Here is a 22196-nt window from a genome sequence, read left to right as displayed (position 1 = left end):
GAACAGGGATCGTAACATCTGGTCCACCTTTTACTGTCTGTTGCGCTTTGATTGTTAGCTTTTTCATTTAAAATGTATCTATTGGTAAACCTTTAATTTAATTGATAATTGACACAATTCCATGAATTTGCAGTATTCGCAAAAAATGTCACTTGGAGATTCCTTAAGTAGTTCCTGGTGAATAAAAAATCGCAGATAATCATCAGGAATACTTACATGCTTCCTCTAAGAATCACCATCCTTTGTATCAGAAATTAAATGATAGTCGGGCGTATAAGACGTGGAAGAAATCAAGGATCAGAAATAAAAAAGCCTCGATTTTGTTCGAGGCTTTCCACGTCAATTTTGAAAGTAGCCAGTTACGGCTGAGGAACCTGTGCTTTAGGACCACCTTTTACAGTCTGTTGTACTTTGATTGTTAGCTTTTTCATATGTATTTTATCTAATTATTATACCTCCAAATTAACCGATCGCATAGGCAATTACCAGTTTTTGCATAACTAGCCAAAAACATCATTTGGAGATTCCTGAGCCTAATGTAGTAGTTTAAGTTTGCGGGATCTTAATATCAGGCCCACCTTTAATTTCTCGCTGTTGCTTTTCTGTTAGTTCGGTCATATTCTATTGGAATATTATGAGAGATGAAAATAAGAAATTTCACCTTAGCATCAAAAAACAATAGATAAGTCCGTGATTTTCTTAGAAACAGAGAATTTACTCTACCTCTGCCTGGATTTGTTTAAGATCGTAGGTAGGGAGTTTTACAGTAAAGGTAGTGCCCTTATTATCCTGGCTATCGACAATGATCTGTCCCTGATTGAGCTCTACAAATTCATGAACCAGTTGAAGACCCAATCCAAGGCCCTTCTCTCCTTCTGTGCCCCAGGTACTGTTCTCTTCATTCAATTCGAACAGATGCCCAAGCTTTTCTTTGGGTATCCCTACGCCATTGTCATGTACTTCAATTTCCACGCACTCATCTAAACTACGAGCGTTGATGGTCACATGACCTTCCCGGGGAGTAAATTTCAGGGCATTGCTGACCAGGTTTCTAATGATGGTCATGGTGGTGTTTCGATCTGCCCAGGCATGCAAATCTTCAGGAACTGAACTGGACAAGTTAATTTGCTTGGAATTGGCCATGGTGGTAAATACATCTACCAAATCATCGGACATGGCTTTGATCTCGATCTTCTCAGGCACGTATGGAAATTCTCCCTGTTGTTGCACGGCCCAATTCAGCAGGTTGTCCAATAAAGAAGAAAGCCGATCCACCGATTGATCAATCTCTTCTGCTAATACTTCCAGCTGATCAATTTGCTTGTTTTGAACAAAAAACTTAATCATTCGAGATACCCCGTGAAACGCATTGACCGGCCCACGCAAATCATGTGAGATGATTGAAAAGAATCGGTCCTTGGTTCTATTTACCGCTTCGAGTTCGGACTTTTGTGTTTCCAATTCAGTTTTTTGATCTCGAAGCTCTTTATTTATTCGCATCCTTTGGCGACTGTTACGGTATTGCGCAATTCCAAAAACAGTTAATAGCCCCAATCCAAAGATCAAGGCAACATTGACCACCAGTTGGGTTTGTCGTTCGGCAGCCATCGCCGCTTCAGCCTGACCGATTTCAAATTCAGTTCTTTGGTTGGCAAGTTTTCGAACTGTCTCTGTGTTTTGAATACTGTCTTTGTACGCGACAAATTGTTTATGATAGCTTAATGCTTTTTCGAATTCTCCATTCTTTTGGTGTAAAGTACTTAGCAAATCCGAAGCATCTCGAATTTGTGCTTTCAAGTCAATTTTTTTTGCTATTTCAAGGCCCTTCGATATCGTTTCGATTGCCTTTTCATCATCTCCTCTCTCAACGTAGACTTTTCCTAGCTCATTTTGAAAGTCAGCAATTCCATAATTATCTCCTAGTGGATCTAATATATCAATGGCTCTTTTAAAATCCACTTCGGCTTCTTCAGTTAATCCCATCGCAAGCTTAGCAATTGCTCTATTTCCCACTACGTAGGCAATTCCAAACTCAAATTCTGAGTCTTCAAAAATCTGTTCAGCAATTGAGTAATGATGAAATGAAGAGTCCATGACACCAATTCTGTAAAACTGATTTGCCGCATTCAGCGTAGATAGTGCATAAGAAATATTATCACCAAGGCTTAAAAAAAGATCCGCCGAAAGCTGATTGTATTTCAGAGCATTCCGAAAATCACTATTTGATGAATGAACTGTGGCTATTTCCCCATAGGCCTCCGCAAGTCTTTTGAAGCTTTTATTCGTCTCTGCCAAACGCGCACTTTCTATTAGATATTCAAGGGCTTTGTCTAAATTTCCTATTAACCTATAAGCAGTGCCCAATGAAATAAGAGCTGCTTCTATATACTTATCATTATTTCGAGAAGTAGCTAAATCCATCAGGTCGTTTGCATAATTAATCTTATCTGATGGTGATGAGGACCAAATGGATATCAAATAAATAGACTCCATTCTAGCAGAATCACTTAATTCATTTTTAAGTGATGCCACAAGGCTATCCGCTTTTTGTTGATTTTGTGCTTGTAATTGAGCAACCCAGAATAGATTGGATAAAATGGAAATTACCAATAAAATCCTGGGCTTTGCTCCTAAAAAGGTCCTACAAATAAAGTCTCTATCCTTGAGGAATCTGAACATCCGGATCAACCGTAGTTTCTTTCCCGTCAGGAGTCTTATAGGTAATGTCATATCCGTTGTACTCAGGGTCACTAGGATCTACAGAATCACTTTTGATAGTACCCTCAAAAGTCTTTCCAGAACTATCGGTCTTCTTAGGCTTTGATTCCCAGAAATCCTTCCAATTCTTGTATCCTGACTTTTCTTTGTTCACATCAATCTTCTGAATTTTTTCAATTGAATCGTCGGCGCAAGTCCATGCTACAGTCTGACCAGGATCTGCCCCAACGGTGGAGTCTTCTTTCACTATCTCATACTCGGACATTTTAGCGGTTTTATAATAAAGGACGCCATCCTTATCAATTAAATTAATTGTTACGTCTGCCATGGTTATAAAATTAAAATAGTTAGTTACGGTGGTGGGTGTACGCAAATGCGTTGTGGCAGTCCGTTTTGCCTCTGGTTCGTCAACATGAATATAGCTCTCGGTTGGTCAATGGTGGGAAGATACACCAAAATTCCTTTATGGCATTGTGAAGCACATATTCATAGTAGGCTCAAAACGTCCAAACAGGAAAATTCGGGGATCAACCGGAATTATTCAAGCATTTTCGGGAACTGCTACTTCTTCGAAAACAGGTAGCCAAACACTGAATGTGGTGCCTTGATCAGGTGTACTCTCGACATTGATCTTACCCTTATTCAAAGCGACAAAATCATAGACCAATTGTAACCCGAGTCCCAGGCCTTTCTCACCATCCGTACCCCAGGTACTCTTCTTTGCCTGTAGCTTAAAGAGGTCATTTAACTTCTCCGCTGGTATTCCTACTCCATTGTCCAGCACCTGGATCAATATGGATTCATCATCTACGTCTGCTTTGATCTTCACTTCACCTTCATGTGGAGTAAATTTCAGTGCATTACTGACCAGGTTTCTGATGATGGTCATGGTGGTGTTTCTATCTGCCCATGCTTCAGTACCTTCTTCTACTTCTGCGACCAGAGCAATGTTTTTAGAAGTAGCCATGGTAGAAAAAGTCTTGACCAGATCATCTGCTATGGCATGAATATCCAGTTTCTCGGGGACGTAAGGGAAATTTCCTTGCTGCTGTACGGCCCAGTTCAATAGATTATCCAAAAGACTTGATAATCGATCAACTGATTGGTCTATGTCTTCTGCCAACTCTTCCAATTGTCCCATTTGCTTCTGTTGGACAAAGAATTTAATCATTCGAGATACGCCATGAAATGCGTTTACAGGACCTCTTAAGTCATGGGATATGATCGAGAAAAAGCGGTCTTTGGTCTGGTTCAATTCCTCAAGCTTCGTTTTCTGATCGTTGAGGATACGATTGGTCTTTTTCTTCTGGATGTTGTTTCGGTACTGGATTAACGCAAAAACCACCACAAATGCCAATCCAGCGATTAGGGAAATCCGAACAACACGTTGCGTTTCTCCTTCAGCTGTCAATAAATCCACCTCGGCTTGTTTCTGTCCTACTTCAAATTCCGTTCTCAGATCTGCCATACGTTGGATATTTTCCGCGTTGGTTATACTATCACGATAAGCGTAGTATTTATTCAGGTTTTGAATTGCAGGACCGTAATCCCCTGTATCCATATATATTTCATAAAGCTTGTAAGAGGCATCTCGTGCCTGAACTTTTAAGCCTTTTTCTTCTGAAACTTCCAGGCTTCCTCTCGCGTACTGGAGAGCTTGCTTATAATCCTTTCGCTGCCGATAGATATCAGCTATTTCTTTTTCAAAATCTGAGATGGCGTAGTAATCTTCATATTCCCGAAGACCAGTAACAGCGTCCTGCATGTTTTGCTCAGCTTGAGCATGTTCACCCATTTTAGCATAAACCAGTCCAATGTTCCCTAAGCAATACAATACTCCTGTCTCATAATTAATTGAATCAAACATTACCGAAGCCATCTTATGGTAAAGCAATGAAGAATCCAGCATTTCAACCCGATAAAGTTCGTACCCTAGATTAGCTAATGTTGCAGCAATGTGTATAGAATCATTACTTCGAGATAAGATACCAAAAGCTTTTTGATAGTATGAAATGGCGTTTAAATGATTTCCATTATCTGAATAAACATCACCTAAATTAGAATAGACCTGACCCAATCCGTCTTCGTAATTAAGGTTTTCAGCTATCTTGATCGCTTGAAAATAAGATTCAATTGCTTGCTCTAGATTTCCACTCAGCGTATATCCTTGACCTAAAGAATAATATCCTTTCCAAAGATCTGTTTGACTCGATAACCTCCCAGCCACTTCAATGAGCTTTTGAGAGTAAGTCACCATTTTCATTGGGTCGTTGTGATTGAAGGCAATTTGATATAAAATATCCATTCTGCTACTGTCATGATAATCCACAGATTGCAGAATGGAAATTAAACTGTCAGCGATCCTCTTATCTTGACTCGCTACTTGAAACAAGACAGAAAAAATAAGAAATACGCTAAATAAACAATTTTTATAATTCATCCTTCATTATCGTCCTCAGGAGGGGGATCCCCGGCAGGAACTTTAATTTTTGGATCTAAGATGAAACTTTCGCCAGACCTATTGGACACTTCAAATACGATATCATATTTCATTTCATAGGTCGTATCACCGTAATTACTTATCAATGACCCTAACCACATATCGGTTCCAGATTCTAATGATGGTTCTACATCCCAAACATCATCACCAGTCACTTTATTAATTCCGGTAATGCTTACTGAATCAGTACCATTTTTGGATTCAGGTGTCCATTGAATGGAAACACCTCCTCCAGCTTTGATGATGTCGAATGTACTGCTATCCCCGGGGATATCATCTGTGTCGTCATTGTCATCTGACAGGACTACTGTCGTGTTTACGTTTTCTGCTGTTAGGTTCTCCGTGTCCACGGTAACCAAAACATTAATGTCGGCCATAGTTTTCTTTTAGATTAAGTGTGATTTAATAGGACTTTCGGTTGCTGCGACCAAATTAGCCAAAAAACCGCTTTTCAGATTGTACAAGCAAAAAAGTTTGTCGAACCTGGAAAAATGTCATGGATGTGACCCGACTACAATCGTCCCATCCCTCCTATTTCAACGCTGACTCAAAGATATAGAATTACTATGGCTCAGATTTATTCGTTACGCAAGACGTTTGCCGGGTTGGCCCTCGTGGCTGCACGGGTTTGCCAGGCAATTGTTGAAAGCCCGATGATCAACACCACCAGCACTCCCGACATCAGATCCAGTGCATTTACCGTAACGCGGTTGACAAAATCGACCAGCACCATCTGCTCGAAGAAGAAATAAGAAAAGGGCATCGCGATCATTGCCGCAATTAGGAACATCCGCAAGAATCCCTTAGAAAGCAAGTAAAACAAGCTATTGGAAGAGGCTCCTAATACTTTTCTTACACTGATCTCTTTCATACGCGTTTCTGCAGTAAATACGGCCATTCCTAACAGACCCATGGAGGCAATAGAAATGGCTAAAAATGCCAGAAAAGTAAAAACCCTGAATTGCATTTGAAAATCCCTGTATGAATGTTCGATTCGCTCTTTGTAGTAAAGTGCTTCGAATGTGTGTACCTTGTCTACATCGGCAAATACTTTCTCTAATTTCGTCATGAATGCCAATGGGTCTGCGGCAGAAACTTGCAAATTGATCCAGGTAAAATCTTCTGCTTTACCCTGTATCAGTACACTTGGCTTGGACTCACTCACAATTTTCGTGTACTGGTAATCATTGATGACTCCTGTGATCTGCAATTTCATTCTCCCTTGATCCAGAGACAATACTTCACCAACTGCATCTACTGGTTCAGAAAACCCAAGCCGTTTTCTCAACGACTCATCAATCACCACAAACTGACTACTATCCTTATCATCGAATGGGAAAGTAGTTCCCGCTACAAATTGCAGCTCATGAAGATCTATATAGTCCTTGTTTACATAGTTAACGTGGACATCAACCGAATCCATAGGGTCTTTGTATTTCGCATCATCCCCCCATTGCTCTCCAGTATTTGGCAGCATGCCTGACATACTGATCTTCTGGATTTCAGGTATCTGTTGCAGACCAGGAAGGAATAGCTCCGGATCATTTTCATATAGCAGCATATTGACCAAATTGTCTGTCTTGAATCCAAGATCAAAATTGATGGAGTATTTGTACTGACGATAATCTATGGTTGCGGCTATGATCAATGCCATGGATATGACAAACTGAAATACAATTAACACCTTCCGAAAATTGATGCCTTTGATCAGCCCTTTGCTTGTCGCATCCTGAATGATGGAAATGGCCTTGACTTTGGAAAGCATCCAAGCAGGCAATCCCCCCGCCATGAAGCCAATGACAATGGCAAAAGCTAAAAAATATAGTCCATGGATCCATTCAAAATCGAGTGCCATGGGTGTGGTCTCCAGGACTATTTGCACAAAAGAAGGTTTGATGATTTGATACAATCCAAAGGCCAGGATCAGCGCCAAAGTAGATAGTATAATGGCCTCAAAAACGAATTGTGCAAATACCTGTGGGCGGTTGGCCCCTACTACTTTTCGAATACCCACTTCCTTCATTCTTCGCAGAGATCGCGCAATAGAGAGGTTCGTATAATTAAAACAAGAGGAAGCGATCACGATAGCAATCAGAAGGCCTAACTGTGAAATCATTAGCCAGGAAGTTGTGGGACCAATATTATTGGATAATTCAGGTCCAGGTGTCATTTCAGTAAGGTTCTGCAAATGAAAAGTAATGGTGTATCGATCTCTCGTTGCATTTTCCCCCGCTGCGATACGATCCAAATTACTTTGTAATGCTTCCGATGCATAACCTTCTGGCAATAACACATAAACATGGTTCATCCAGATACTACGCCATGTGTTGAAAGACTCCTGCCCCTCTTTCAATGCTATTACTTCAGCCGTTTTGAACGAACATAGCACTTTGAACTGCATATGACTATTGAATGGAACATCCGCCATCAATCCCGTGACCGTAAAGGACTCTTCTCCGGAGTGTACTATTTGACCAAGGGCCGGTTCGTTGCCAAAGAGTTTTTTGGCAACACTTTCAGTAAGGACAAGAGAATACGGCTCAAGCAAGGCTGTTTCCGGATCTCCTTCCAGCAAATCGAATGAAAATAACTCAAAAAACGCTGCTTCCGCATACAGTCCTCTAGATGGGATCACATTGTCACCCTTTTTAAAATCACGTCTGAAATTCCGTCGCATGATCAACACCTCTTCGAGATCCGGCATTTCTTCGCGAAGTTTCTTGCCTAAGAAGACGGAATTGGAACCCAGATCAAACGGATCTGAACCTGTAATGTCACTGTAGGTTGAGTTGACACGATAGATGCGGTCTTTCTTATCATGAAACACGTCATATGAGAGCAGCTGACTCAAGTATGTGATCATCAGTATGCCTATGGACATGGAAATCGCTAGCCCCACAATATTGATCGTGGAGAATAACTTGTTTCTGGCAAGGCTTCTGATAGATGTCTTGAAGTAATTCTTGGAAAGGTGGATAAAACTCATTTGTCCTAATACTTTGGGTGTTCGAATGGTGTACAGGCGAAAAAACTTGATCACGTCAATCAGGAAAATCAGGTTAGCGAAGGGTTTTCCTTTCTTTGAGCAATTGCGTTGGTAGTATTCATGTAAATCTCCTTGTAAGTCTTCCAGCAATTCGGGTCGACAGTACAATTCAATAAGGCGGTCCAGCCAACGTGGTGGATTTGGAAGTGAACTTTCCTTCATTTCAATCCTTCAAAAACAATGTCCGGAATGCCACTCCACAAACGATCACGCTGTTCTTTGGCATTCAACAAGGCCACTTTCCCAGCATGGGAAACCTGAAAGAAACGCTTTCTTCGACCGCCCCTTTCTTTGGTGGGTTCCCCCAACTCCGAGGTGATCAGCCCTTTGTCTTCCAGACGCTTAAGCACCGCATGTACTACGCCCAATTTGGTCTGACGGCCTGTCCCCTCGCCTATGGCATCCACGATGTTGACGCTGTAAGCTTCATTCATCAAAGAGGCAATGGTCAGCAAAACAATCTCTTCAAATTCGCCCAGATGAGCTCCTTTCATAATCGAAATCTTATTTATTCACCAAATGTATGAAAAATGAATACGGAACTCATATGGCGAAGGTTTTATTTATTCACATTTTGTATAAAAAATGCAATATCGGAATAGCAACCCGATCCTGTGAATCTCTTTTAACTTCGTAAAACACATCACCTCGAAACTCACTCATGATAAGGAAATTGCTAATTCCAATCTACCTCCTTTTGTTTGTTGGTGCTGCTGTTGCCCAAGAGGAAACCGATACTACCTTCAACAAGATTGCCAGTAGGATATTTCTTCCCTCCTTTGATATTGGGTACCAGTTTTCGGGCTCTGACCTTATTGGAAATTCACTGGTTGCGAAAACATCGATAGAATATCGATTCAGGAACAATGATGATTTTTTCATCCGTCTTAGTCTGGATACTTATGGTGCTGAGTACAACCTGCGAGAAATCAACAATACCACAAATAACATCGAGGGCACCGTCCAATTCAATGACTTTCTTCTTGCGCCTGGTTATCGATTTGGCGATCATGAATTTCGAGTGTTGGTAACAGCCATGTCCGGGATCAAAACCTATGAATTTCCTACTGCAGATCTGAATGGAACAACAATTACCGTCAGACAAAAAAGCCGATCCATCTTCACCTCTACTTTTTTGATTGCGGGTGAACTTTATTTCGATCAAAAGTCAGCCGTAACCTTGAGTCTGCATTATAACCAGGTCTGGAAAAACATTGACTTTTGGGAAGATGGTGGCGGCGCCTATGGCATTTCCATGGGGTTCATTACCTCTCTCCTGTAAGGATCAATTACTTTGGATAATTGGGATGGGCTTTTACCTTCAGTATCTGCTTCAAGTGACGATCTGTATGTGAAAAGATCACCATATATTGCTGGTGTACATTCTGACTAAAGTTGATGTAGTGCTTTCTCAAATTCCGGGTTTCAGCTTGTATAAAATCAATGGACTCGGTACGCATGCCCAGCCACCAACTGATGTTATCGATCCCTTCATTGTACCCTCTGGGAATGGTGTACGTAAATGGCTTTGTAAATGACTCAGTTTTATTTGGATTGACTTCCGGGTCCTGATTCAGGAATGTACTATCCGGGATGTTTCGATTTAAACTTTCAATAGGGCCGATCTGCAGAGAAACAGCTGCTTCATGCAATAATATCAATTCCCAGATAGCGATGTGTTCGACAATCTGATTGATGCTCCAACGGTCAGGAGCTTCTTTGAAATGCCACTGGGACTCGGTAAGATAAGCTGTTTCAGTTATCAGCGCTTCTTTAGTTCGAATCAAATTTTCAAGCAGGTACTGCTGATCAGCATTTGTCCACTCTTTGGGCTGGTATCGACTCTTTTCTTGTGCGAGAGCGGTCAAACCTATGAGAAGAAAGGCACAAAATGAGGATAAAATTCGATTCATAATGGTCATTTGGGAGCATGAGCAAGGTAGTTGGTCTTATGGGTTTACCTATCATGTAACCAACTCAAGGGCGTTGTTTTAACAAGGTTTTACAATTGCAGAATTGCGCGTTAATGATTGATTTGACGCAATAACAATTTTTAACAATTGATGACCGCAGGTTTATGAATTCATCCCCGTCTAATCACATAAAGACGGATAAAATAAGTTTTTAGATATGAAAAAAATTGGAATCATAGTCCTGCTGTTGGTAGTTACATGTACTGCCTGGTCACAACAAAAAAGAGGTCAACGCCCTGAACCTCCTTCCATAGAAGAAAGACTCGAACAAGCAAAAGAACAGCTTACCCTTACCGATGATCAGGTTGTAGAATGGAAAACCATTTTTGAAAAGTACGATGACAAAATTCAGGAAGCCAGGCAAAACAGAGATCGGAAAACCGGCGAATCGCTTAGAAACACCTTGAATGAGGAACTTATGGCCACACTCGATGAAGCGCAGCAAGAGAAATTCAAAGAATTACAAAAGAACCGCCCGGAACGCGGGCGCAGAAGAGGTTAGTTCAGTTGGATTGGGAGATCAGGTGGTTGTGGGAGCGCCTCCTGACTCCTACCAACATCCTTCGAAAATAAATCTGAGTTCCAAAGATTTTTCAGTAAATGTGAAATACCTATAATTATCACCCTTGCCAGGCGCCCCTCAAATTCCCTAAAGCCATACCCGGCCAGGGGGATGTTCCAGAATCTCCCTTTTGGGCCTGGGCGGTCCGCCGTAGCGGTAAATTGTTGAAACCGGAAAACTCTTTTCTACAATCTCAACATATTCCAATTGAGCTTTATTTCAGAGTTCATTGACTCACGAATAATCCACCATTTCTTTCCACAAGTCCTCGAATTCCTTTAGGAATGCTCTAACCACTGATGGATCTCTTGTCAACAACAGGTTCTCATGATTGAATTTTGCTGCACTTCGGGTCCAGTTGTAGCTTCCAGTTAAAGCAATCTTCTCATCGGCAACCATGAATTTGTGGTGCATGTGATGTCGGGTATCATCAATTTTTACCGCCAGTCCCTCCTGGTGAATCCGATCGATATCAGAGCCTTTATCTTTTGTTTTATCGTTATCGGTGATGAGCCTGATCTTCAGCTTTCTTTTCTGTGCCTGAATCAGTGCATCGGCTATGAAATCATCGCTGATGGTAAAGACGCAGATATCCAGTGATTGTGTAGCCAATCCTATTTGATTAAGGATGGTCGCGCGACATGCTTTTCCTGGACTGAAATACACTTCATCCCCTACGTCCGCTGATGTCACCACCAATGCTTTACTGGCCTCTTCCACCCATTGCATGATAAAGGCAAAATTCTCTGCATTAATCCGTTCATTAGCCATATCGAAAACCTTACTTCTTAGCACCGCCAAATCATGCGTATTGGGTTGGTACTCAGCTACCAAAGAACGGACTGATTTCTTTTCTGCTCTGGAAAAATGCTCATCTCCAATACTTGCCTCAAGTTCTGCTAAAATGTCCTTCATTAACGTTGATAAGTCTAACATGAAAAAGTGGTCGGCTGGATAAAGCCACCACTTTCTTTTAATTGAAAATCAGGAAAATTTCACAAAGTCCCTTCTCTGTATAACTTGGATAAATACCAGAAATAAATGGCAGGTATCCACGGCACACCAAAGAGCAATATCCTGATCAATGCGTCATTCCATTGCAATAATGTAGCAATCACAATTACAGCAATCAACAGAATCGATCCAAACCAATGAATGTTAACCTTTAGGTTTCCTGCTTTGTATTGGATCATCAAAATGCTACTTCCCACAAAATGGACGATTCCAATAATTACTTGTGTGAATGCCAGCAATATCCAGAATCCCTGATAGACCAGGGTAAGCAAGCCGAAAACGATCCAAACGATCATCAAAATCGTCTGAAACCAATAATGGAAGATCTTCATAGGATTTTGAATTTAGTCAAATAGTTGTTGTTAGGAGCAATCTCGAGTTCATTACGTCGAAGAATGAACAAAACCGTCAGGTTAAGTAAATGAAGTGCTCCAAGAATCAGTAGAATACGTCCGATCTTCAAGCTAAGTGCTTCAATCATCACCTGCATGGTTGGTATGGGCTGGATCACTTTCATGGTATAGATGGCATATCCGAAATTGAGCAGATAAAATCCGACAATTAGAAGGTGATTAACACTGTCTACCAATTCCTGATCTCCATGAAAGATGGTCATCAGAAATACACGACCTTTTTTAAACAAAGTTTGACCTACCCATATGGCGAGTGCAATCGCAAGTGGTAGATAAATGAGGTAGTTTAAAATGTTGTAATTCATCTTAGTATTGGTTTTGATTAAAGGTTTTTAGTTTAAAATGCCTGAAAGAATCAAAAAGAGCCATAAGGAGATTGGCGTCAGAGGAAGCCATATGATTAATCGTCGATCCATTGAATCAAATTGCTTATATCGGATTAAGACGAAAATCAAATTGATCAAATAAATTGGTATTCCAAGGATCAGTCCATATCCTGGTATCAGCAAGCATAAAAAGGCCAAGACTGCTAAAGCACACCCAAATTGATTCAAGTATTGTTTAATAGTTGCATTTCTACTCATATTTTCATTTTTTTCAATTATTTCTGAAAATTCTAATCAAAAAAATATGTCCTGGTTTTTCACTCCACTGATCAGATAATAGCCGAACTGAGATTGATGTAAACCCAATACCATGGTCAGCAGTGGTGACTTAAGGTTATCCCATCTTTCCTTCGTCATTGGAACCTTTGAAAACAGCATTTGCTTCATCAAAAATTGTATGACCGTGAAAGGCACGTGAGCCACTGACGGAGCAACTCGCCATGAGATATCCTGCATCTCAATGTCTTTGAAATTCAATACTTCAAGTTCTTTGTTTATTTCCCCCACTACACCCAATTCGCTCAGTGCCCAGGATCGGCACAACTGTCGGTAGGCTAACCGTAAAATTCCTTTCAAAGGCTTATTGGTTCGCAAGAAGCCATCTGCCATTACAAAGGATCCTCCCGGCTTTAGTATGCGATGGATCTCTCGCAACAACGGCGCTTTGTTGACTTCTTCTGCATAACACCCGCTTTCTATCGCAATAACATGATCTACCGAATTGGCGGGAATACTTGTCTTCTTGTAATCTTCAATTAGTATTTCGATGTTTCGGAACTTACTAGACATGGTGTTCAATTGATCGGCTTGTTGTTTCTGCCATGGAACGAGCGTCACACCTTTACAAGTGAGATCTGGATATGTACTAGTAGCATATCTCATCGTAGCCCCTAACCCACAACCCATATCTACCAAAGTAGCGCTACTGGTTGGATCGATTTTTAGCAGCTTCAAAACCACGTCATTCATATTCTGGAGCATCTGTTCTCTGTTAAAGGGGTTCATTCCTTTTTGATAATACCCGAAATGCATATTGAAATTGGGACTCCATTCCTCATAATCTGGGCCTGCCTTTTCATAATAATCGATGAGCGGATCATGATCCTTGGTCGCATCATTGCTTTGTGCGAGATACGGACCGAATAATAAACAACTGTTGATCGCCATAATGGTCAAATTTTAATTTATTGTTATTTCAGTATTTTCAATTTTTTCTGAAATTCAAGATCAAAAAAATATTAGAGTTTCATCAGGAGCTTATAGAACCAGCTTTTCCCAGATTTAACAAACTTCTCTAACATCCCATCTACTTTGCCTGCAAAGTCAGAAATATCCTTTGTTACTTTCTGAAATTCTGCTACTTGCTCCTTATCTCCTTCTTTTACTTCCTTCAGCTCTGTCAAAACATCTAAAATGGGTTCTATCTCACGCCTCCTTCTTTCTTTAGTTACTTGTAAGGCAAGTTTCATGATGTCTTTCTCCGTTACAAAATAGGCCTTTCTCTCCCCTGGTTTATAGGCTTTGGATACGATGCCCCAATCTTCCAATGCCCGAATGTTCATGTTGACGTTCCCACGGGACATTTGCAATTCTTCCATGATGTCCTCTGTAGACAGTGGCTCCGTAGACACCAACAAAAGCGCCTGAATTTGAGCCATGGCTTTATTAATGCCCCAACTGGACCCCAGGTTTCCCCAGGCTTGAATGAATTTTTCTCTCCCCTCTTCGTATGTAAGACTCATATCAACACAAACGTAATATAAATTATAGAAGTTTCAATATTTATTGAAAATTAAATATTTTCCATCTATCACATATCAATTCAATAGTCGATGTGCCAGTCATCTCTAAGCGTTTGGCTCTGATCAGTTGCCTCAAAATGTCCTCATACGAATTAAAACATGACCCTTCATATAAATCCAAGAGAAATGGGTGACCTTGGCATAATTACTGCTATCATGTTCTCAAATAATTAAAATCAAAACCGATGAAAAAACAATTTCCTCACATTGCTCTGTTACTGATATGGTCGCTCTTATGGGCATGTAGTACAGAAGATCCAATCACTCCGGATATCCTTGGTCTACAAGCGACAGGAGATGAAGAACTCCTGGAATTTCTAAAAGATTTTGAGCAAGAGGCAAAGGCACGAGGGATCACCTTAACAGATGATTCTGTTTCTGTCGAATTTGTATCGGATTTGGAAGGAGATTGTACGAGAGCCTATTCTAATTTTGGAAATACCCAGAACAGGCGGGTTGAGGTCGAACAATCGGTTGATTGTTGGTCTGGAAAAACGTCTCTACAGCAAGAAACGGTTATGTTTCGGGAGTTTGGTCGCGCAATACTATCCAGGCCTTATGCCAATTTGACTTTCCCGTTTGGTTATCCCAGGACAATTATGTGCTTCGATTGCAATGAGATCAACACGTATTATCATCCCAATATGCGGGATTATTACCTGGATGAACTTTTCGACCCCAATACCCCTCTTCCCGATTGGGCCATCTTAGATGATTTCAACGGAAGGGCTTACAGAGAGAGTTTCGATGAAGGACCTTTAGATTGGGAAGAGATCATTAGAAATGACGAGAACAATGAGGCACGTTGGAAATCAAGCCTATACAAGGATGAGCTAGGGAACGGGTCTTTACGTATCACCACAGACCAGTCTCCTGAATTTTCTGCTTTTATCATTGTCCAAAAGCAGTTTGATACAAGGAATATCGCTGATTGCTCGGGACTTCAAGCCAGGGTATTAATAACCTTCAATGAACCCATGCGTGGAGACGTTGCGGTTGGACTTAGTGCGCGTAGACAATTAGAAGATGGCACTTATGATCAATTCGTCTATCATATCAGAGATACCCCAATCGACGAAAATGATAAGCACATACAAATTTCCAGGGAGATCCTATGCCTCCCGGAGGATACAGAGCAGGCTACCATCTCCTTTCACTTGAGATCAGAAGATCCAGTCGATGTTTCTGTGGATAATGTTATCGTTGAATTCCGGAATTAAGGAGTTCCAGTTTACGATGATCATATGACGTTCAGAATGTAGCATACATCATTCATATCGCAATGATTCCACTGGATTGATCAACGATGCTTTCAAGGCATGATACAAAATCGTGACCATGGCCACCAAAAACGTCAACCCACCTGCAGCCAGGAATGGCCATGCTTCGATGCTGATTCGATAAGCAAACCCTTCCAGCCATCTTTCCAAAAAGTAATATGACGTAGGTATGCTGACGACAAAAGCTACCAGGATAAGTATGACAAATTCCTTAGAAAGCAGCACCATGATTTGGCCTGTTTTGATCCCTAACACTTTGCGCAAGCCAATCTCTTTGGTACGTCTTTCGATACTGAATGTAGCTAGGCCAAACAAGCCTAAACATGCCACTAGAATTGCCAACACTGAAAAGATGATGGTGATCTTACTGAGCTTCTGCTCCGCTTTATAAGAGTCATTCAGACGGTCTTCCAAAAAGAAGAAGTCAAAAGGTCGGTTTGGCAAGGACGCACGCCAAGAGGATTCCAGATCGGTAAGGGCCGTTTGTAAGTTCCTACCATCTACTTTTACCGCCAGGTATTTGATGAATAGATTAAAAGCTCCCGGTCGGCGATTGAGATCCAATACCAAAGGTGCAATCGGATGGTGTTTGGAAACAAAATTGTAATCCTTGACCACTCCTACCACCTTGCCGCGCAATTCATTGCGATAGTAAAATCGTTTGTTGATGGCCTCTTCAGGCGTCCCCCAACCCATGGCTTGTACCATCGATTCATTGACCACTAGTCCTAGTGAATCATCTGTAACATAAGCTCTTGAATAGTCTCGTCCAGCCACCAGCTCTATGTCCATTGTTTCGGTGTAGTCTGGCAACACAAAGAACCTTGGGAAAGGTTTGGATCGTTCCATACCCTCAAATCGATAATTCCCTACCTGATGTTTGGCGCCGATGATCTCTTCTACTCCGGTCATTGAGGAAATATGAGGGCTTTGTAACGCGGAATTGCGGAACGTTTCATAGTGTTGTCCCATGGGTGAGCGAATCACAGGAACCATGATCACATGCTCCTGATCAAAGCCCGTTTCCTGATCTTGCAGCAAGTTGAATTGTTGAATACCGATGAAAGTTCCAGCAATTAGAAAAATTGAAATAGCAAATTGAGCTGTAACCAGAATTTTCCGAAAACCCATGCCTTGCGTTCGTACCAAACCACCTTTCAATACGGCAACCGGCCGGAACGAAGACAAGACAAAGGCAGGATAGAACCCAGAAAGCAGCCCAACAGTCAATGCCAATACCACCGCTCCGATCACAAATCTGATCTGTAAGAGAGCATCCATGGCAATCGCTTTTTCTACCAAGACATTGAAAACAGGTAACAAAAAGGCCACTACTCCAGCAGCAATAAATACTGCCAAAAAAGTCATGACCACTGACTCAAAAACAAATTGCGTGATCAATTGGCCTTTGGCACTACCGAGTGACTTCCTCACTCCCACTTCTTTAGCCCTTTTTGTTGCTCGTGCGGTACTGAGATTGATGAAATTGATCGCAGCAATGATGAGTACGAAAATGGCAATGGCTCCAAAAATGTAAATGTTTTTAGCATCGCTATTGGCCTGGATCTCATAGTCCAGCCGGGAATGCAAATGGATACTTTTCAAAGGTTGCAGTTCCAATGTCACATCCTCTTTGATGAAGTCCGGAAAGTACTTTTCAACGAAATCCGGAAATTGTGACGCAAGTTGGTCTGGCGTGGTGTTTTCTTCTAGTAAAATGTAAGTCCAGCAGGGATTCCAGTACCATGTTCCAGGATAATTTCCTCCATACCAGAAACGGAGACTGGAGAAAGAAACAATGAAATCATATTGAAAGTGAGCATTTAATGGCGAGTCTTCCAAAACTCCAGTTACTTGTAAGTTCTGTTGTCCTTGAAATTCCAGTAATTGTCCGATGGGGTCTTCATTTCCAAAATACTTCCTTGCCATGGTGGGCGTGATCAGCACACTATTAGGCTCATCCAACGCCGTGGCACGATCCCCTTCCAACAGTTCATAATCGAATACTTTCAGGAAACTGGAATCCGCAAAGAAGATCTTCGACTCATTGAATGCCTTGTCAGCTTCCTTATTGGCCAGGGCCAACGTTGGTGACTGAAAATTGAACAGTCGAACGACCTCCTCTACCTGTCTGGGGAAATCATTCTTCAAGGTAGGCCCAACGGGAAAGGGCTGTGAAGCAGAATGCTCCCCTACGCCTTCACTTTCAAAATGCTCTAACACGCGATAAATACGATCCGAATTGCTGTGCATTTTGTCGTAGCTCAACTCGTCCTGGATGTACAGGAAGATGAGCATGAAACAAGTCAATCCAATCGCCAGTCCACTGACATTAAGCAATGAATAGACCTTCTGCCGGATAAAGTTCCGGTAGGTGATCTTGAAAAAAGTTTTGAACATGATCGTAGTTTGAGTTTCTGGTCTTCGTTTCAGTACAAAAGGGCGACACAAGTCGAGCACTTCCAGGCAAAACATCAGATTGGCTCGGAAGCGACCTTTATCTTCCAGGCGATCTTCATAGAGCTCGTACAGATCACCGCGCATGATCTCCAGTTCTTCCTTGCGACAAAACCAGCAAAAGAACCGATCGAAAATCCTCGGTGGTCTGGGTTGCTTCATGACGTAGGCTTCAGTTTGGGCAACGATTGATAAAGCGATGATCGTAATTCGTAGGAATAGTCCAGCGCCTTCCGGCCGAATGCAGTGATCGAATAGAACCTTTTACGGCGACCTCCGCGCTCATTGGTGGCTCCCCCTTCAAATGATTGAATGAACCCTTTCTTCTGCAAGCGATTTAGTGCAGAATGCAACGCGCCAATACTTGGATTTCGCCCCGTACGGTCTTTCAACTCGTTTTTGATGAGGATGCTGTACGACTCCTCACCCAGCGAACCGATGATCAACAGCACCAGCTCTTCGAACTCACCTAGTTGTGTACTCTTCATGGTTATGACTCCTTTACGAGAGGTTCACAGCATTTGTTTCCTATTGGTATAAATAATGAAAAATATTTAACTCCTAATCGTATATATAATACAATTTCACTCAATCCAAGAGTATCTTTTTTTTACTCATTATCTTTGAGGTCATGACTGCAAAGCAATTATTACTTATAATGGTACTAAGCCTATCATATGGTTTGGTATTTGGACAAGGATGGCTGGAAGGCACTTTAATTACAACTCGGGGTGAAAATGTAAGCGGTACATTTCTATTTGACCAAACCTATCCCGAGGGAATGCTCATTCAAAAGCATCCTCAAGATTCTTCTAGAGTTGTTACATGGCCTGCACTTAAGGTAGTCCAGCTCATTCACGAAGAAGGATTAATTAAACCCACCACCTATCTCACAGATAAGGGAATACGACAAACCATTCTGGTGGAGCAGATTTTCGAAGGACAGTTGTATGAATTAATGATTACCAAACAACCACTTAAGGCATTTCCTTGGGGAGAATTTTTGGTGGGCGGCTGGATGTGGGCTCAACACGCTAACAAAATAGCCTATAAACAATTGGTCTTCCTTCATCACAAAGAAAACAACGAAACTACCTTAATTTCTACTGTAGGTAATGCAAAGAAAGCAGACAGGTTGGACAAACTAAATGAATTTCCGTACAACCAATCTCGATTGCTTAAAGCAATGAAAGTCAACGTATCAAAAATGAAAAAACTGATCCAAGAAAATAAAATCAAGACGAAGAACCTAGATGGGATGGTCCGATTAGTTCAGTTCGTGGAAAACTGGTATGGGACCAATTAATTAAACAATCAAAAATAATTTCTCACTTCGATCTTGATCAGGAGGTAACTTTTCTAAGTTCTATGCGCTTCTCAATTCTCTTAAAATTAGGGAGTACCACCGACGTGCTTTGAGTCTTCCTAAAGCACTCGATGAGTAGCTCAAAACAGATTGCCCTTTTCTCAACTCGATGTTGCTGTTCAAGGTAGAATCTCTCATAAGTCCCAGATCAGTCCTTTCAGTACCAAAAAAAAGAAAGCCTCAGACAAACAACAATTGACATACTAAAAGCCAACCATTAAAATTCGATAACGACCGCTCCCATTTTTTGAATTCCCCTTCCCTTCCTATAAATTGACTCGTCTAACCTTAAATCATCCATGAGCCTAACTTATTTAGCTGGATTGGGGAAGATCAGGAACGGGGTATTGGCTACCTTGCTCCTACTGACACCTTTCCTTAGCTTTTCCCAGGACGAATCATTCAACATCGGAGTGGTCACTGATTGCGACAGTGAGATTGATCGCCAGTTCGTTAATCGTATCCTAGCCGAAGCACGCATATTGGTCGATGACTATGTTTTGGTCATTGAAGACCGTCATTACTTAAAAGGAGACTGTTCGGCCGCTACTGTTAAAGCCAATCTGGACCGATTACTGGCAGACCCGGATGTCGATATGGTGCTGGGAATCGATGTGATTGCTTCCCACCTGATCGCAAAAAATGGCCCTTACAACAAGCCTGCAATTGGTAATGCGGTCATCAATGCCCAGGCACAAGACATTCCGATCACTTCCAAAGGCACTTCAGGAGTGGACAATGTATCTTATCTGGAACTGCCACTTTCTCCTCAAAGAGACCTGGAAGTATTCAACCAATTAGTGGGGTTTGAAAAAGTAGCGATCGTCATCGATGAATCCGTGTTTAAAGGCATCCCTGAATTGAAAACATTCCTCGAAGATGGCATCAACGCGGATAGCCTGGATTATGAATTCATCAATACTGAAAAAACAGCAAGTGGAACATTGGCAAAATTATCGGACCATGATGCGGTCTACTTTTTGCCTTCCAATGAACTGACTGATGCAGAATTTCAGCAATTGATCAATGGTGTGAATGAACGTGGCCTTAAATCCTTTTCAGTTTTAGGCAGACTGGATGTTGATCGGGGTGTATTGGCTGGGGTGGCCCCTGCTTCCAACATCGATTTGTTTACCCGTCGTACCGCTTTGAACATCCAACGGATCATCAACGATGAAAATCCCAAGAAGTTCGGAGTAAAGGTCAACCTGAAAGAAGAATTGGTCCTGAACATGGCTACAGCGCGTGCCATTGATTTTAGTCCCGGATGGGACTTGCTTTCTGAGGCAGTACTCTTGAATGAGGAAAGACTAGATATCGATCGGAACATCAGCATTTTCGATGCTATCGCAGAAGGCATTGGCGAAAACCTGACTTTGAACATCAGCAAACAAGATGTAGAAATTCAGGCTAAGGAAGTCACCATTGCTCAGTCCAATTTATTGCCTGACCTGACCGCAAATGCCAGTCACACCACCGTGGATAAAGACCTGGCGAGTGTTTCAAATGGGCAAAACCCACAGAATCGAGGAGCTGGAAGCCTGGCGTTTAGTCAATTGATCTACGCGGAATCAGCGGTCGCCAATCGAAGCATTCAGCAGTATCTGTATGAAGCAGAAAAAGCGAATTTGGAATCCCAAACCCTCGACATCATTTTGGAAGTCTCCAATACGTACCTTCAGTTGATGCAAGCCAAAACGCTTGAAAAAATCCAGCGTCAGAACCTCGAAGTGACCCGGAAGAACCTGGAGTTGGCTCGGATCGGCACCTCCATTGGTCAAACAGGACCTTCTGACCTCTATCGCTGGCAGGGTGAGATTGCCAATGGGAAAAGTAATCTACTGAACGCCACTGCCCAAAGGAAACAAGCAGAAATAGCCCTGAATCAAATCTTGAACCGCCCCATTGATGAGGAGTTTGGTACCCAGGAAATCGACTTGCTGGACAGCCGATACATCATCAACAATCCTAATATTGATCGTTTCATCAATAATCCCAGGGACTACAAGAAGTTTTCAGACTTCCTCGTGGCGACCGCCATGAAACAATCTCCTGATCTGGCCTCTTTAGAGCAAAATGTAAAAGCCATTGAACGATCGCTTCTTCTCAACAAAAGGAATCAATACATTCCCAATGTTTCAGTTAGTGCCAACTACAATCAGGAATTGTATCGCAGTGGTGCGGGTACGGAATTTGTATTCGGGGATCTGAACAAATGGAACTGGAATGTTGGCGTAGGAGCTTCCCTGCCCATCTTTCAGGGCGGAAGAAGAAAAGCCCTGGTGCAGCAATCACAAGTGCAGGTCATGCAGATCGGGACCCAAAAAACCAATTTGCAACGGATCATCGAACAGCAAGTTCGATCCCAGATGGAACAATTGCGTGCCTCCTACACCAACATCGAGTTGGCCAAAGAAGCAGAGGAAGCTACCGTAAAAAACTTCGAACTGGTGCAAGATGCCTACTCCCAAGGCTCAGTGCTGATCACACAACTGCTGGATGCACAGAATGCAGCGATTTCCTCGCAGCTCAACAGTGCCAACGTCATTTACCAGTTCTTGATCGATCTACTCACCATGGAACGAGCGACAGGTAGTTATTACATGTTGCTCACGACAGATCAACGTACCGATTTTGAATCAGAGCTTGCCAGTTACTTTTCTCAACCTTAAGACTTTA

19 protein-coding genes are annotated in these 22196 nt (G+C 41.9%); 5 read left to right on the top strand and 14 right to left on the bottom strand.

From position 1 onward, the window contains the following. Window positions 1-714: 714 nt before the first annotated feature. From R8G66_08330 to R8G66_08305, 6 genes are all read right to left on the bottom strand, one after another. The gene (locus tag R8G66_08330) at window positions 715-2532 is read right to left on the bottom strand and encodes a tetratricopeptide repeat-containing sensor histidine kinase (GenBank protein ID MDW3192357.1); all 1818 of its coding nucleotides are present in this window, start codon (window positions 2530-2532) and stop codon (window positions 715-717) included. A 124-nt stretch (window positions 2533-2656) separates the two neighbouring features. Further along, on the bottom strand, window positions 2657-3046 hold the full coding sequence (locus R8G66_08325; protein MDW3192356.1) for a hypothetical protein: 390 nt from the start codon (window positions 3044-3046) through the stop codon (window positions 2657-2659). Between the two features lie 213 nt (window positions 3047-3259). Then, entirely contained in the window at window positions 3260-5023 is a 1764-nt protein-coding gene (locus R8G66_08320; GenBank protein ID MDW3192355.1) for a tetratricopeptide repeat protein, read from the bottom strand. A 131-nt stretch (window positions 5024-5154) separates the two neighbouring features. After that, complete coding sequence (locus R8G66_08315; protein ID MDW3192354.1) at window positions 5155-5595, bottom strand: hypothetical protein; 441 nt, start codon at window positions 5593-5595, stop codon at window positions 5155-5157. Between the two features lie 200 nt (window positions 5596-5795). After that, on the bottom strand, window positions 5796-8426 hold the full coding sequence (locus tag R8G66_08310; GenBank protein MDW3192353.1) for an FtsX-like permease family protein: 2631 nt from the start codon (window positions 8424-8426) through the stop codon (window positions 5796-5798). Further along, window positions 8423-8758, bottom strand: coding sequence for a PadR family transcriptional regulator (locus R8G66_08305; GenBank protein ID MDW3192352.1), 336 nt, complete (start codon window positions 8756-8758; stop codon window positions 8423-8425). Before R8G66_08305 ends, R8G66_08310 begins: the two co-directional genes overlap by 4 nt. 167 nt (window positions 8759-8925) lie before the next feature. Here R8G66_08305 and R8G66_08300 point away from each other — a divergent pair, with 167 nt between their 5' ends. Next, window positions 8926-9546 carry a hypothetical protein gene (locus R8G66_08300; GenBank protein MDW3192351.1) on the top strand — a complete coding sequence of 207 codons (621 nt, stop codon included), beginning with the start codon at window positions 8926-8928 and terminating at the stop codon, window positions 9544-9546. Window positions 9547-9553: 7 nt separating this feature from the next. Here the strand turns inward: R8G66_08300 and R8G66_08295 are convergent, their stop codons facing one another. Further along, window positions 9554-10177: a DinB family protein gene (locus tag R8G66_08295; GenBank protein MDW3192350.1), complete on the bottom strand. Its 624-nt coding sequence runs from the start codon at window positions 10175-10177 to the stop codon at window positions 9554-9556. A 217-nt stretch (window positions 10178-10394) separates the two neighbouring features. On the opposite strand from R8G66_08295, the gene R8G66_08290 reads away from it, so the two are divergent. After that, on the top strand, window positions 10395-10739 hold the full coding sequence (locus R8G66_08290) for a hypothetical protein (protein ID MDW3192349.1): 345 nt from the start codon (window positions 10395-10397) through the stop codon (window positions 10737-10739). 294 nt (window positions 10740-11033) lie between these two features. On the opposite strand, the gene R8G66_08285 is transcribed toward R8G66_08290, so the two are convergent. From R8G66_08285 to R8G66_08265, 5 genes are all read right to left on the bottom strand, one after another. Further along, window positions 11034-11714 (bottom strand): phospholipase D-like domain-containing protein, encoded by a 681-nt coding sequence (locus R8G66_08285; GenBank protein MDW3192348.1) that lies wholly within the window; start codon window positions 11712-11714, stop codon window positions 11034-11036. Between the two features lie 80 nt (window positions 11715-11794). Next, the gene (locus tag R8G66_08280) at window positions 11795-12145 is read right to left on the bottom strand and encodes a hypothetical protein (GenBank protein ID MDW3192347.1); all 351 of its coding nucleotides are present in this window, start codon (window positions 12143-12145) and stop codon (window positions 11795-11797) included. Continuing rightward, window positions 12142-12531 (bottom strand): hypothetical protein, encoded by a 390-nt coding sequence (locus tag R8G66_08275; GenBank protein MDW3192346.1) that lies wholly within the window; start codon window positions 12529-12531, stop codon window positions 12142-12144. Before R8G66_08275 ends, R8G66_08280 begins: the two co-directional genes overlap by 4 nt. A gap of 315 nt (window positions 12532-12846) precedes the next feature. Next, entirely contained in the window at window positions 12847-13779 is a 933-nt protein-coding gene (locus tag R8G66_08270) for a class I SAM-dependent methyltransferase (GenBank protein ID MDW3192345.1), read from the bottom strand. 71 nt (window positions 13780-13850) lie between these two features. Continuing rightward, window positions 13851-14354: an ArsR family transcriptional regulator gene (locus R8G66_08265; protein MDW3192344.1), complete on the bottom strand. Its 504-nt coding sequence runs from the start codon at window positions 14352-14354 to the stop codon at window positions 13851-13853. A 245-nt stretch (window positions 14355-14599) separates the two neighbouring features. Here R8G66_08265 and R8G66_08260 point away from each other — a divergent pair, with 245 nt between their 5' ends. Then, window positions 14600-15634 carry a hypothetical protein gene (locus R8G66_08260; protein MDW3192343.1) on the top strand — a complete coding sequence of 345 codons (1035 nt, stop codon included), beginning with the start codon at window positions 14600-14602 and terminating at the stop codon, window positions 15632-15634. A gap of 48 nt (window positions 15635-15682) precedes the next feature. Here the strand turns inward: R8G66_08260 and R8G66_08255 are convergent, their stop codons facing one another. Then, a complete protein-coding gene (locus R8G66_08255) occupies window positions 15683-18313 on the bottom strand; it encodes an FtsX-like permease family protein (GenBank protein ID MDW3192342.1) in 2631 nt (876 codons plus the stop codon). Then, window positions 18310-18639 carry a PadR family transcriptional regulator gene (locus R8G66_08250; protein ID MDW3192341.1) on the bottom strand — a complete coding sequence of 110 codons (330 nt, stop codon included), beginning with the start codon at window positions 18637-18639 and terminating at the stop codon, window positions 18310-18312. The genes R8G66_08255 and R8G66_08250 overlap by 4 nt, the downstream gene beginning before the upstream one ends. 143 nt (window positions 18640-18782) lie before the next feature. Here R8G66_08250 and R8G66_08245 point away from each other — a divergent pair, with 143 nt between their 5' ends. Both R8G66_08245 and R8G66_08240 read left to right on the top strand, forming a co-directional pair. Next, complete coding sequence (locus R8G66_08245) at window positions 18783-19457, top strand: hypothetical protein (GenBank protein ID MDW3192340.1); 675 nt, start codon at window positions 18783-18785, stop codon at window positions 19455-19457. Between the two features lie 359 nt (window positions 19458-19816). Then, on the top strand, window positions 19817-22189 hold the full coding sequence (locus R8G66_08240; protein ID MDW3192339.1) for a TolC family protein: 2373 nt from the start codon (window positions 19817-19819) through the stop codon (window positions 22187-22189). Window positions 22190-22196: the final 7 nt, after the last annotated feature.

The organism is Cytophagales bacterium, assembly GCA_033344775.1.
Classification (GTDB): Bacteria; Bacteroidota; Bacteroidia; order Cytophagales; family Cyclobacteriaceae; genus JAWPMT01.
The sequence above is the reverse complement of the archived record's forward strand: the minus strand, read 5'-3'. Positions and strand labels throughout refer to the sequence as shown.